This is a genomic window from Pseudomonas kulmbachensis, assembly GCF_963681935.1.
In the GTDB taxonomy this organism is placed as follows: Bacteria; Pseudomonadota; Gammaproteobacteria; order Pseudomonadales; family Pseudomonadaceae; genus Aquipseudomonas; species Aquipseudomonas kulmbachensis.
Genome location: NZ_OY817088.1, coordinates 3,219,190 through 3,232,701 on the forward strand (window position 1 = coordinate 3,219,190; position 13,512 = coordinate 3,232,701).

A 13,512-nucleotide genomic window follows, 5' to 3' on the forward strand; every position below is an offset into this window, starting at 1 on the left:
AAGATGCCGTAAAGGCACCTACCAGAAGGTACCAACATGACTCACGATCATTCTCCATCTGATATTGACCTGGTCCCCGAAACGCAAGAACACAAGAAAGACCTGCACCGCGCCGCCTGGGCCTGCTCCCTGGGCAGTGCTCTGGAATATTACGATTTCGCCCTCTACACCCTGGCCGCGGCACTGATCTTCGGGCCGCTGTTCTTCCCGGAACAGACCCGCACCATGAGCCTGATTGCCAGCTTCGGCACTTACTTCCTGGGTTTTGCCATACGCCCGCTCGGCGGTGTGCTGTTCGGCATGATCGGTGACCGTGTGGGGCGAAAATTCGTGCTGACATCCACGGTGCTGCTGATGGGTATTTCCAGCACCCTGATCGGCGCCCTGCCCACCTTCAATCAGGTGGGTTATCTGGCCCCGGTACTGCTGGTGGTTCTGCGCCTGCTTCAAGGGCTGGGCGCAGGAGCCGAACAGGCCGGTGCGGCAGTGATGATGACTGAATACGCCCCCGAGGGCCGACGCGGCTTCTACGCCGCCCTGCCGTTCCTTGGTATTCAACTGGGCACCATCCTCGCAGCACTGGTGTACTTCATGGTGATCAGCAGCAGTGACAACGTGCTGGAGAGCGGACTGTGGCGGATACCGTTTTTCAGCAGCGTGGTCATCGTTGCGCTGGGCCTGTACATGCGTTTGTCACTTAAGGAATCGCCGACCTTTATCCGCCTGAAGGCACTCAAGCGCGTCTGCGAAAACCCCCTCAAAAGCGCAATGAAACACTCCAAACCAACCTTGCTGCTCGGCATCGGCCTGCGCCTGGGAGAAAACGGCGGCTCTTCAATTTACCAAGCCCTGGCGGTGAGCTACATCGTTGGCGTGGTTGGCTTGCAAGGACCCGTGGGCGTACTGACCCTGATCTGCGCCGCCAGCCTGGGCGCGCTGACTGTGCCGATTGCCGGCAAACTCAGCGACCGCTTTGGTCGTGTGGTGGTCTACCGCGCCTTCGCCTTCCTGCAACTGGCACTGGCCTTCCCGGTGTGGTGGGTATTGAGCCAGGGCAATGTGGTTGCGAGCATCATTGCCATCTCCATCGCTCTGGGCATAGGCACCTGGGGCATGTTCGGCACCCAAGCGGCGCTGATGCCTGAACTGTTTGGCTCGCGTCACCGCTACATGGGCGTGTCCATCGCCCGGGAAGCCTCGGCCGTAATCGCCGGAGGCATTGCACCGCTGATTGGCGCCGGGCTGATTGCGCTGGTCGTGGCCAACCACGATGGCGACGCCAGCGCCGGGATTGGTGCCTGGCTGCCGATTGCCAGCTACCTGTCGCTACTGACGCTGATCACCCTGTACACCACCTTCAAAACCCCAGAAACCCTCAACCGCGACCTGGACGAGCCTCGCGATGCCTGGGAAATGATGCCCGCTCATAGTGCACAGAGCGTGGCGCCACAGCCGGCTGGGCAATCGTTGCCAAGGTAAGACTCGAACCGCCTGTAAAAAAGCCGCTATTGCCAGCGGCTTTTTTATTGGAACTCACCGAAGACTGACATAACTACAAGAAACGGCTGACTGTATTGTCTTGAGTTTTAGTCGAGCATCCGATCTGGACCAGCCCCTACCATCATCTGGAGGCCTTGCATCAGTTACCAATCGCAGGAGGCGAAATGAAACTGTCGATCACCTTATATGACGCGCTGACATCGATCAGCATGCCCTCGAACAAAGCCAAGGCCGTTGTTGATGCCTGGGAGATAGATGTGGAAAAGCTCGCATCAAAGTCTGATCTGCTGCAAACAGAGCAGCACCTCAAAGCTTCCATTTCAGAGTTAGGCGCTGAACTACGTGTTCTGATCAGGGAGCAGAGCGCTGAACTTCGATCCTCTATCAAGGACCAAGGCGCTGAATCAAGGTCGTCCATTTCTGCGCTTGAAGCCCAGAATAAAATTGTTCACTGGCAATTCGGGATCATCTTTATTTGTATCAGTGTGCCTGCAATCAAACTGGCATATGAGTATCTGAGTCAGGCGTTCCTGGCCTAATGGGCTTTGACCCTCAAATCTCAAACAACTTGCGCATAAAAACTCGGGCGAAGCCATCTTGCATGGCGGCCAGCAAGCAGCCAATGGCAATCACTCGCCAAATTTCAAGCAAAAAAAAGCCGCTATCGCTAGCGGCTTTTTTACTATCTGGCTCCACGACCTGGACTCGAACCAGGGACCCAATGATTAACAGTCATTTGCTCTACCAACTGAGCTATCGCGGAATGGCGTCTATCTTACTGATATAAAAAGAGAAGTCAACACTTTCGATGACTTCTCAGTGCATTATTCAGATCACCTGAACAATGGCATCGGTTACCGCTTCAATGTTGCGCTGATTCAAGGAAGCAACGCAGATTCGGCCGGTGTCGAGGGCGTAGATTCCGAACTCGGTGCGCAGGCGCGTCACTTGTTCAACGGTCAGGCCGGAGTACGAGAACATGCCGCGCTGACGCGCCACAAAGCTGAAATCATGCCCAGGCGCTTTTTTCGACAACAGCTCAACCATTTGCAGGCGCATGCCACGAATACGCAGGCGCATTTCTGCCAGTTCTTCTTCCCACATTGCGCGCAATTCCGGGCTGTTGAGCACAGCAGCGGCAATGGTTGCACCGTGGGTCGGCGGGTTGGAGTAGTTGGTACGGATCACACGTTTGACCTGGGACAGAACGCGCGCGCTCTCTTCCTTGGACTCGGTGATGATCGACAGTGCACCAACGCGCTCGCCATACAGCGAGAACGACTTGGAGAACGAGCTGGAAACAAAGAAGTTCAGACCCGAATCAGCAAACAGGCGCACTGCAGCGGCGTCTTCAGCGATACCGTCGCCAAAACCCTGGTAGGCCATGTCGAGGAACGGGATCAGGCCCTTGGCCCGGACCACGTCCAGCACGTTCTGCCAGTCAGCCGGAGTCAGGTCGACACCGGTCGGGTTATGGCAGCATGCGTGCAGAACCACGATGGAACCGGCTGGCAAGGCATTGAGGTCTTCGAGCATACCGGCACGGTTTACGTCATGGCTGGCAGCGTCGTAGTAGCGGTAGTTCTGCACCGAGAAACCCGCGGTTTCGAACAGCGCGCGGTGGTTTTCCCAGCTTGGATCGCTGATAGCCACAACAGCATCTGGCTGCAGTTGCTTGAGGAAGTCAGCACCGATTTTCAGCGCGCCAGTACCGCCAACGGCTTGAGTGGTGATCACTCGGCCAGCAGCCAGCAATGGCGACTCGGCACCGAACAGCAGTTTCTGCACAGCTTGGTCGTAGGCAGCAATACCATCGATCGGCAAGTAGCCGCGCGACGCATGCTGAGCAACCCGAATCGTTTCGGCTTCGACAACGGCACGCAAGAGCGGAATTCGTCCCTCCTCGTTGCAGTAAACACCGACCCCCAGATTCACTTTGCTGGTACGAGTATCGGCGTTAAATGCTTCGTTGAGGCCCAGGATAGGATCGCGTGGTGCCATTTCGACAGCGGAGAACAGGCTCATTATTACGGCGGCTCTGAATGGAAAATGGAGGGGGAACAACGCTCCAGCCGATTGCACTAGAGCGGTGCACAAACGGGGAGCAAGTATAAGGCCGATCAGGATTGGGGCAACAGGCTAATCCCTGTTTTGACCAAGTATTTCAGTTTATTTTCAGGCCACTGGTCCAATTTCAATCTTTGCCAGGACGGCTGTGTCAGAGCCATGCTCTTGAAACAGTCGGGCATCACCTCCATGTTTAGCCGTATCCTGTTTTTTCCTGCGGCCTGAGTCGCATGCACTTATAAAGGCTGATGCCTTTATAGAAGCAAACCCAGAGGTCCGTCATGCCCGATTTCCAGCTTGTTACCCGCTTCGAGCCTGCGGGCGATCAACCCGAAGCCATTCGCCAGATGATCGAAGGCATCGAAGCCGGTCTGTCGCACCAGACCCTTCTCGGGGTAACGGGTTCGGGTAAAACCTTCAGCATCGCCAACGTGATCGCCCATGTAAATCGCCCGACCCTGGTGCTCGCGCCAAACAAAACCCTGGCGGCGCAGTTGTACGGCGAGTTCAAGTCGTTCTTCCCCAATAACGCGGTGGAGTACTTCGTTTCGTACTACGACTACTACCAGCCCGAAGCCTACGTGCCCTCCTCCGATACCTTTATCGAGAAAGACGCCTCGATCAACGACCATATCGAGCAGATGCGCCTGTCCGCAACCAAGGCGCTGCTGGAACGCAAGGACGCGATTATCGTCACCACGGTGTCGTGCATCTATGGCTTGGGCAGCCCGGAAACCTATTTGAAGATGGTGTTGCACGTCGATCGCGGTGACCGGCTCGACCAGCGCGAACTGCTGCGCCGCCTGGCAGACCTGCAATACACCCGCAACGATATGGACTTTTCCCGCTCGACGTTTCGAGTGCGTGGCGATGTGATCGACATCTACCCGGCCGAATCCGATCTTGAAGCCGTGCGTATTGAGCTGTTCGATGACGAAGTCGAAAGCATCAGCGCCTTTGACCCGCTGACCGGCGAAGTCATACGCAAGATGCCGCGTTTTACTTTCTACCCCAAGAGCCACTATGTGACTCCGCGCGAGACCTTGCTCGACGCCGTTGAAGGGATCAAGGAAGAGCTCAAGGAGCGTCTTGAGTATCTGCGCGCCAATAACAAACTGGTCGAGGCCCAGCGCCTTGAGCAACGCACCCGCTTCGATCTGGAAATGATCATGGAGCTGGGTTACTGCAACGGTATCGAAAACTACTCGCGCTACCTCTCGGGCCGCGAGTCCGGCGCACCGCCACCGACCCTGTTCGACTACCTGCCGGCCGACGCCTTGCTGGTGATCGACGAGTCCCACGTCAGCGTGCCGCAGGTAGGCGCCATGTACAAAGGCGACCGCTCTCGCAAAGAGACCCTGGTGGAGTACGGTTTCCGCCTGCCTTCGGCCCTGGATAACCGGCCGATGCGCTTTGACGAATGGGAGCGCATCAGCCCGCAAACGATTTTTGTCTCGGCAACGCCCGGTAATTACGAAGCCGAGCATGCGGGCCGGGTGATCGAACAAGTGGTGCGCCCGACCGGTCTGGTCGACCCGCAGATCGAAGTTCGCCCAGCGCTGACCCAGGTCGACGACTTGCTGTCCGAGATCGCCAAGCGCGTAGCGCTGGAAGAGCGCGTGCTGGTCACCACACTGACCAAGCGCATGTCCGAAGACCTCACCGACTACCTCGCCGACCACGGCGTGCGCGTACGCTATCTGCACTCGGACATCGACACCGTGGAACGGGTCGAAATCATTCGCGACCTGCGCCTTGGTGTATTCGACGTGCTGGTGGGCATCAACTTGCTGCGTGAAGGCCTGGACATGCCCGAGGTGTCGCTGGTGGCGATTCTCGATGCGGACAAGGAAGGCTTCCTGCGTTCGGAGCGCTCGCTGATCCAGACCATTGGCCGTGCTGCGCGTAACCTCAATGGTCGGGCGATTTTGTACGCGGACCGGATCACCGGGTCGATGGAACGGGCGATTGGCGAAACCGAGCGTCGTCGCGAGAAACAGATCGCCTTCAACCTCGCCAACGGTATCACCCCCAAAGGCGTATTCAAGGACGTGGCGGACATCATGGAAGGTGCGGTAGTGCCGGGTTCGCGCAGCAAAAAGCGCAAAGGCATGGCCAAGGCTGCGGAAGAAAACGCCAAGTACGAAAACGAATTGCGTTCGCCGAGCGAAATCAGCAAACGCATTCGCCAACTGGAAGAGAAAATGTACGCCTTGGCCCGCGACCTGGAGTTCGAGGCCGCTGCGCAAATGCGCGACGAAATCGGCAAGCTAAGGGAGCGGTTGTTGCAGGTGTAGATAGCGTCGAGTCACGAAAAACCCGTAGCAGCTGCCGAAGGGACGAGGCTGCGTTCGGCGACGTAGTCGTCGCAAAGTCAGCCACTACGGTGTGCCAGTTAAACCCGGCGCTCAGGATTTACGACGGCTTCGCCGCCGAACGCAGCCTCGTCCCTTCGGCAGCTGCTACAACATGCTCAGACTGCTACTGCCGCCACCGCCTCAACCTCAAACAACATTTCATCCAGCGCCAATCGCGGTACGGGGATCAATGTGCAGGCCGGCGCAGGCAGCGCACCCCACACCCGTGCCACTTCAGCGCCCAAAATGTGCAAGCGCTCCATGCTGTGATCAACGATCAGCACGGTGATCTTGGCTACGTCCTTGATCTGCGCATCTGCCGCGGCCAACGCAATCTGCAGATTGGAAAATGCCTGACGCACCTGTTCGGCGAAGTCCGGCGACAGCTCGCTGTTGGCGTTTTCACCGCCTTGGCCAGCGGTGTACACCAAACGCACATTGGGCGCCAAGCGGGCGACATGGGAATAGCCATTGGGTGCCGGGTCATACAAGCCGACCGGGTTAAGCAATTGCACTGCGGGGTTAGAATTTTTATCCATAAAGTACGCACCTTGGGCAGTTGAATAAACAAGCGCGCTATTCAACCACTCCAGCTAATACCTGTGCCAGCAACCTCGCGACACATGCCAAAAATATGCAAGGATGTCGCGCTGCACTGCATAAAAATCCCGCTTTCAAGGATGTCCATGACTGCCATCAACACCCAAATGCCCCTTATCCCGGGGCGTCTTGAGCAAATGTCGACCCGCATTGCGTTTTTTATCGCTGGCTTCACCCTTGCGGCCTGGGCCCCACTGGTGCCCTACGCTAAAGCACGGGCCGGGCTCGATGAAGCGACCTTGGGTCTGTTACTGCTGTGCCTGGGCGCAGGCTCTATCCTGGCGATGCCCGTAGCCGGGATTCTGGCGACACGCTTTGGTTGCCGACGGGTATTGATCGGTGGAACGCTACTGATCTGCCTCGCGCTGCCGCTGCTCGCGACTGCCAGTTCGATGCCGCTGCTGGTTGCAACACTGTTCGTGTTTGGTGCAGGCCTGGGGTGTGTCGACTCCACCGTCAACCTGCAAGCCGTGATCGTTGAGCGCGCCAGCGGACGCAATATGATGTCGGGCTTTCATGGGTTGTTCAGTGTCGGCGGGATTGCTGGCGCAGCTGGCGTCAGCGCGCTCTTGGCGTTGGGCCTGTCGCCGCTGTGGGCGATTGTGGTGGTCATTGTGTTAACCCTCGCCGCACTGCTCAAGGCAGCCCCGCACCTGTTGCCGTATGGCAGTGAAAGCAGCGGCCCGGCGTTTGCCGTGCCCCACGGCGTGGTGCTGTTTATCGGCTTGCTGTGCTTTACCGTATTCCTGGCCGAAGGCGCGATGCTCGACTGGAGCGCAGTGTTCTTGACCACCGAAAAAAATATCGGCGAAGCCTATGCCGGACTTGGCTATGCCGCGTTCGCCTTGACCATGACCGCAGGTCGATTGACGGGCGACACCATTGTCAAACGGCTGGGTGCCCGACGGGTGATTGTCGTGGGAGGGATATTTGCCGCCGCTGGCATGGCCCTGGCGACCCTGGCACCGAGTTGGGAAATCTCGCTGCTCGGTTATGCCCTGGTCGGTATGGGTTGCTCAAACATTGTGCCGGTGCTGTATACCGCCGTCGGCAAGCAGACCGTAATGCCCGAGCACATCGCCGTGCCAGCTATTACGACTTTGGGTTATGCGGGGATTCTCGCGGGGCCTGCGGCCATTGGCTTTATCGCCCATGCCAGCAGCTTGAGCATGGCCTTTTTGCTGATCGCCGCCATGCTGGTGGCAGTAGCCATCAGCGGGCGGATCTTGCGGGTTTAGGCACCATTTTAGAAACATGTGGGAGCGAGCCTGCTCGCTCCCACAGTGCCACTCTAAGAGCCCCGCAGGTCAATCCACTACATCTCGGCCTTGGCCAATAACCGTTTCTCAACCTGAGTGGCTCCGCTCACACCATAGCGTCGGGCGGTCAGTAAGCCGACCAGCCCCATCACCGCGCAAAACATGACGCACACCCACGGGCTCCAAGGCATCAGCGCAATCAGCAACAACGGCGTGGTACTGGCCCAGAGGGCGTAGGCGATGTTGTAGGTGAACGAAATGCCAGAGACGCGGATGGGTGCCGGAAACAGGCCAACCATTACCGACGGCACCACCCCGACAATCCCGCAGGTCAGACCCGCGAAGGCATAAGCCAGACCGGGCAATGCCCATTCTCCGACCAGGCTGGCGTACAACAGGCCGATGCCCAATGGCAGTAGCACGCTGTACAACATGATGCTACGCCACACGCCTATACGGTCGACGATCAACCCGGCCAACACGCAGCCGATATTCAAAAATACGATACCCAGACTGCTCAAGGCGAAAGTATGGCTGGCGGTCATGCCAAAGCGCTGCTGCATCACGGTCGGGGTAATGACCACAAACACCACCACGGCACTGGTAAGTACGCAGGTCAGCAACGCAGCCGGCAACAATGAAGCACGGTGATCGCGCAACACGGTGCGCAGCGGGAACTCGGCCCGGCCTTCCTTGCGCTCGCGCAAGGCCAGAAACACCGGAGTTTCGCTGAGCCAGCGGCGCAACCATACGCCAATCACACCGAACACTCCGCCGAGCAGGAACGGAAAGCGCCAGGCGTAGTCGAGGATTTCCGCCGGAGTAAACAGCTGTGCCAGCAGCGTCGCGGTCAAGGCGCCAATCAAGTAGCCAAAGGTCAGCCCTGCTTGCAAAAAGCCCAGGGCAAAGCCTCTGCGGCCGGCCGGTGCGTGCTCGGCCACAAACACCCAGGCACTGGGCACCTCCCCCCCGACCGCTGCGCCCTGAAGAATACGTAGCGCCAACAGGATCAACGGCGCGAAGTAACCGATATCGGCATAAGTGGGCATGATGCCGATCAGCAGACACGGCAGTGCCATCATCAGGATGCTCAGACTGAACACCCGTTTTCGCCCTAGGTGATCGGCAAAATGCGCCATCAGAATCCCGCCCAGCGGTCGCGCCAGATAACCGGTCACGAAAATGCCGAAGCTTTGCAGCAAGCGCAGCCATTCGGGCATATCCGGTGGAAAAAACAGCTGACTGAGGGTCAGGGCAAAGAACACGAAAATGATGAAATCGTAGATCTCCAACGCCCCGCCCAAGGCTGCAAGGCCCAAGGTTCTATAGTCGGAACGGGAAAAACGCACCGTTGTGGCTTGAGTATCGGCAGACATAAATAGGCTCAATATGAACTGGACACGCCTATGTTGGCGCTTGCGGTCGAGGGCGCGAGCATAGCAAATCTTGCAGAAACGACTGGTAAAACCTGTGGGAGCGAGCTTGCTCGCGATCGCAGCGACGCAGTTTTACAGCACTGCCGCAGCGCCTGAATCGCGAGCAAGCCCGTTCCCACAAAGCCTCAACAAGCAACTAGCCTTGCCACCCACCACCCAATGAACCGTATAGCTCAACCAGCGACAGCGACACCTGTGCAGTGCTGTCCACCAGCGCCGCTTCGTTGGCCAGCAGGGCGTTTTGTACGGTCAATACGTTCAGAAAATCCACCGTACCCTGGGCGTACTGCTGGTGAACGCTATCCAGCGCCCGCTGGCTGTGCACCACCGCCTGCTGCAGGCTGTCACGCCGACGCTGGCTGGCCTGGTACGCCACCAGCGCATCGTCCACCTCGTGCCAAGCGCGCAATACGGTTTTTTGATAGGCAATACCCGCCTCTTGCTGGTACCCCTCCTGCAATTGCAAGGCCCCCTGCAAACGCCCCCCCTCAAACACCGGCACGCTCAACCCTGGGCCAAACGCAAAGCTGCGTGCGCCCCAACTGCCCAGATCCGACAGTTGCATGGCCTGCAAGCCCAGACTGCCTGACAAGGTAATTCGCGGATAAAAATCTGCTTTGGCCATACCGATGGCGGCCGTCGCTGCATGCAATTGCGCCTCGGCACGGCGGATATCGGGACGTCGCTGAGCCAACTCGCTCGGCAGACCGATCGGCACACTTGCGCCATAGGCCGGCACAGGTGCTGCAACGCTTAATTGCTCCTGCAATGCTCGAGGTTCGCGGGCCAGGAGCATGCTCAGGGCATTGATCAATTGCGCGCTACGCTGTTGCAGCGGTGCCAGGCGCGCTTCGATTTCGGCTACCTGAGCAGCGGCTTCCGACACCTGCAAGTCAGTGGCTACCCCTTCCTGGACCTGCAAGCGGGTCAACTCCAGGCTACGCCGGGCGATTTGCAGGTTTTGCTCCACCACCGCCAGGGACTGTTGCGTACCACGCAACTGAATATAGTGCTGCGCCGTCTGCACGAGCACCAGCAACTGCACCCCGTGCCGGTCCTCTGCTGCCACTTGCACCGATGCATCGGCGGCCTCGACCGAGCGTTTGACCCGGCCCCAGAGGTCAGCCTCCCAACTGAATCCCAAGCCTCCATTCCACAGATTGAACGCCTGCTTGCCGCCGTTTCCCGAAGGATCGTTCAAACCCTGCTGACTGTTACGGCTGCGATTGTAACTGGCCGTCCCGTCCACTTCGGGCAAGGTATCGGCGTTTATCTGACGGCGTATCGCAAGGCTTTGCTCCAGGCGACTGGTCGCCATTTGCAGATCAAAGTTGCTCTGTTGCGCCTCGCGCACCAGAGCCGATAATTGCCGGTCGCCAAAACTGTCCCACCAACGCGGATCTACCGCCGACTCGACGGCCCGGCTATGCCCCGTTTCAGTGGGCACCGGCGCCCAATTGGCTGCCAGCTTGGGCACGGGCGCCTGAAAATCCGGACCCACCACGCAACCACTCAGGCCCAGTACGCTGTAACAGGCCATGGCACAGGCCAACAGATTGTTTTTCATCGGGCGCTGACCTGCTGATCGAGCACAGAGGCAGTGTCGATGGACGCATCTACCGACATCCCGAGGCGTAATTGACTGGCCAGTAACTGCCCTTGATCAAGAGTGACTTTCACCGCAATGCGCTGCGCGACCTTGGTGAAGTTCCCCGTTGCATTATCCGGGGCAATTGCCGAGAACGTCACACCGGTGGCCGGGGCGATGCTATCGACCGTGCCTTGCAGAGTCTCGCCGGGAAAACTGTCGACCCGTATCGTCACGCGCTGCCCCGCCTGCATACTCGTCAGCTGGTGCTCTAGAAAGTTGGCCACCACGTATGCGCTGGCCAGCGGCACCACCGCCAGCACCGTATCGCCGGGCTTGACGTAAGCGCCAAGACGCAAGCTGCGCCGACCTACGACACCGTCGAAGGGTGCTACCAGTTGGGTGTGCGACAAATCCAACTCTGCCCTCGCCTGCAAAGCCTCGGCATAGTGCACCGAGGCTTGTGCGGCGGTGGCTTGAGCTGCCAGCACCCGGGTTTGCTGGCGAGCGGCTTCCAGGGCGGCCTTATGCTGGGCCAACTCTGCCCGCGCAGTCTGCGAGCGGTTTTTCGCCTGCTGGGAGTTTTGCAGCGTGCCTGCTCCCTGCCCCGCCAGATGCTGATAGCGCTGCAACTCATGCTCGGCAAACTCGACCTGCGCTAAATCAGCATCAACCGTTGCCTTGGCCTGTTCAATCAGCGAGCGCTGACGCTCCAGCATCGCCAACGCATTGGCCCGTTGTGCCTGGGCAGTGGCAACGCTGGCTTGTGCCGCTTGCACGGCGGCCTGGTAGTCCAGTGGATCGATTCGCGCCAGCAACTGCCCGGCCTTGACCGGCTGATTGTCCTGCACCAGTACTTCGTCGATAAACCCAGCGACTTTCGGCGCTATCAAGGTGTAATCGGCGCTGACAAACGCATCATTAGTGGTCTGCACTGTGCCCGTGACGAAAACCAGCCGCCATACTCCGTACAGTACGATAGCTGCCAGCGCACCCGCACCGGCCATGACCAAAGGCTTGCGCCCGTTTGTTGTACTCATTTCACAGCTCCAACAGGTGTGCCCGGCGCGTAGATCCGCGTGGGGCCAAAAGGGATTAACACAATCAACAAAAGCGCCAGGGCGGCCATGTACAGATAAAGATCAGCCGAGGTCAGCACCACCGCCTGCTGATGAACCCGGCGCGCTAGATCGGTGCCGGTACTGACCAGCGGTGAGTTGCCTAGACGGTCGAGCAGCATTGTTGAATGGAAGTGCTCGCGATTGAGGGTCAGCACCCCCAGCACGCTGCTCGCAGCAACCGCCGAAAAGCCTTTGACGGTATTGAACCAGGCCGATGCGAACGGCCCGTCAGCAGGGTTCAGGCCACCCGTGGCGAGCATCAGCAGTGGGATCACCGCCATTGGCTGAGCAATGATTTGAATCGCCTGCACGCCGTAAAAATTCTCGCGATTCCATATCGACGTGACCTGCGAACCGATGCCGCATGCCAACGCCAACAACGCCAGACCAATGGCCAACACCCAGCGGCAATCGACCCAGCGCAGGTTGCACAGCGCAACCACCAACGGCAGTGCAATCAATTGTGGCAAGGCCACCAGCAACATCACTGGAGCGGTTTCAAGCGGACGATAACCCTGCACCTGGGCCAGATAGCCCGACGGAATCTTGATCACTGCCAGCAATACAAACAGCACCCCGCCCAGGGTCAGCAAGGCATGCGCAAGGTTGCGAATTTTCAGCAGTTGCAGCTTGAAAAATGGCAGCGGGTGCGACCACTCATTGATAAAAAACAGCACCATCAGGGCCGTACCGCCGACAATAAAAAAACTGATCATCGGCGACTCGAACCAGTTCAACCGCTGGCCCAACTCCAGTGCCAACACCAGCATGATCAACCCCGGCAAGCCAAGTAGCAGGCCGCGCCAGTCAAACTGTTTGAAGCGCTCCAGACGCAAGGGATCCTGCGGCAAGCCCCAGGCCACGCAGGCCATCGACAGCAAACCCAACGGGATGATCTGCCAGAACGCCCATTGCCAACCGGCGTACTCCACCCACCAGGCGGACAGCGGCGTACCAAAGCTGGGGCCAAAGGTGGCGGTCAGCGCATAACTGCCCAACCCGTACAGACGAATGCCCGGCGGTAGAAAGCGCAGCGCCACGGACATCAGCATCGGCGGCAATGCTCCACCGGCAAAGCCCTGCAAGGTGCGCAGCAACAGCAACACATCGACATTAGGGGCAAACGGACAAAGGATGCCCAGCAGCAAAAAAGCGCCGATGGCACACAGGGTAAAGCGACGCAAAGAGAAGGTGGCCGCACACCAGGGCGCGAAGGCCATGGCACTGATCGACGTGGCCGAGTACACCGCCAGCAGCCAGGTACTTTCGTCATAACCGATGCCCATCGCCCCGCGAATGTCGGGCATGGCCACCTTGGTCACATTCTCGTTGAAACCCGAGACCAGCACCGCAAGCAATACCCCAAGCAGTCCGGTAAAAATCCGCAGGCCAAAGGCTGTACTAATGACCGGTGCCGAGCTGGCGTTGCCCGCTGTACTCGCTACCAGAGACGTCACACTCGGCCCCCTGAGGCCAAATTTGCTCCATGCTCAAACCGCCAATACATAGCTGACTTCCTCGTCTAAATAGATGACAGAAAGTTTAATCAGCTCGCATTGCTATAAAAATTGATAAATAGCTAAC

Annotated in this window: 10 protein-coding genes and 1 tRNA gene; 4 read left to right on the top strand and 7 right to left on the bottom strand. The window is 58.6% G+C overall.

Features of this window, described 5'->3' with window-relative positions:
- The first annotated feature begins 36 nt into the window (after window positions 1-36).
- Together U5A05_RS14725 and U5A05_RS14730 are read left to right on the top strand one after the other, a co-directional pair.
- Window positions 37-1,479 (top strand): MFS transporter, encoded by a 1,443-nt coding sequence (locus U5A05_RS14725; protein ID WP_321833626.1) that lies wholly within the window; start codon window positions 37-39, stop codon window positions 1,477-1,479.
- A gap of 185 nt (window positions 1,480-1,664) precedes the next feature.
- Window positions 1,665-2,039, top strand: a complete 375-nt coding sequence (locus tag U5A05_RS14730; RefSeq protein ID WP_321833628.1) for a DUF1640 domain-containing protein — start codon at window positions 1,665-1,667, stop codon at window positions 2,037-2,039.
- 148 nt (window positions 2,040-2,187) lie between these two features.
- On the opposite strand, the gene U5A05_RS14735 is transcribed toward U5A05_RS14730, so the two are convergent.
- Window positions 2,188-2,263, bottom strand: a tRNA-Asn gene (locus tag U5A05_RS14735).
- 65 nt (window positions 2,264-2,328) lie between these two features.
- Window positions 2,329-3,525 (bottom strand): amino acid aminotransferase, encoded by a 1,197-nt coding sequence (locus U5A05_RS14740; RefSeq protein WP_321833630.1) that lies wholly within the window; start codon window positions 3,523-3,525, stop codon window positions 2,329-2,331.
- Between the two features lie 323 nt (window positions 3,526-3,848).
- On the opposite strand from U5A05_RS14740, the gene uvrB reads away from it, so the two are divergent.
- Window positions 3,849-5,864: an excinuclease ABC subunit UvrB gene (uvrB, locus tag U5A05_RS14745; protein WP_261738647.1), complete on the top strand. Its 2,016-nt coding sequence runs from the start codon at window positions 3,849-3,851 to the stop codon at window positions 5,862-5,864.
- 176 nt (window positions 5,865-6,040) lie between these two features.
- On the opposite strand, the gene U5A05_RS14750 is transcribed toward uvrB, so the two are convergent.
- A complete protein-coding gene (locus U5A05_RS14750; RefSeq protein WP_261738648.1) occupies window positions 6,041-6,463 on the bottom strand; it encodes a RidA family protein in 423 nt (140 codons plus the stop codon).
- A 147-nt stretch (window positions 6,464-6,610) separates the two neighbouring features.
- On the opposite strand from U5A05_RS14750, the gene U5A05_RS14755 reads away from it, so the two are divergent.
- The gene (locus U5A05_RS14755; RefSeq protein WP_261738649.1) at window positions 6,611-7,762 is read left to right on the top strand and encodes an MFS transporter; all 1,152 of its coding nucleotides are present in this window, start codon (window positions 6,611-6,613) and stop codon (window positions 7,760-7,762) included.
- Between the two features lie 77 nt (window positions 7,763-7,839).
- On the opposite strand, the gene U5A05_RS14760 is transcribed toward U5A05_RS14755, so the two are convergent.
- The 4 genes from U5A05_RS14760 to U5A05_RS14775 form a co-directional block, all read right to left on the bottom strand.
- Window positions 7,840-9,159, bottom strand: a complete 1,320-nt coding sequence (locus U5A05_RS14760; protein ID WP_261738650.1) for an MFS transporter — start codon at window positions 9,157-9,159, stop codon at window positions 7,840-7,842.
- Between the two features lie 196 nt (window positions 9,160-9,355).
- Window positions 9,356-10,786, bottom strand: coding sequence for an efflux transporter outer membrane subunit (locus U5A05_RS14765; RefSeq protein ID WP_321833638.1), 1,431 nt, complete (start codon window positions 10,784-10,786; stop codon window positions 9,356-9,358).
- Window positions 10,783-11,847 (bottom strand): HlyD family secretion protein, encoded by a 1,065-nt coding sequence (locus U5A05_RS14770; RefSeq protein ID WP_321833641.1) that lies wholly within the window; start codon window positions 11,845-11,847, stop codon window positions 10,783-10,785. The genes U5A05_RS14765 and U5A05_RS14770 overlap by 4 nt, the downstream gene beginning before the upstream one ends.
- On the bottom strand, window positions 11,844-13,385 hold the full coding sequence (locus U5A05_RS14775) for an MFS transporter (RefSeq protein ID WP_261738653.1): 1,542 nt from the start codon (window positions 13,383-13,385) through the stop codon (window positions 11,844-11,846). The genes U5A05_RS14770 and U5A05_RS14775 overlap by 4 nt, the downstream gene beginning before the upstream one ends.
- Window positions 13,386-13,512 lie beyond the last annotated feature (127 nt).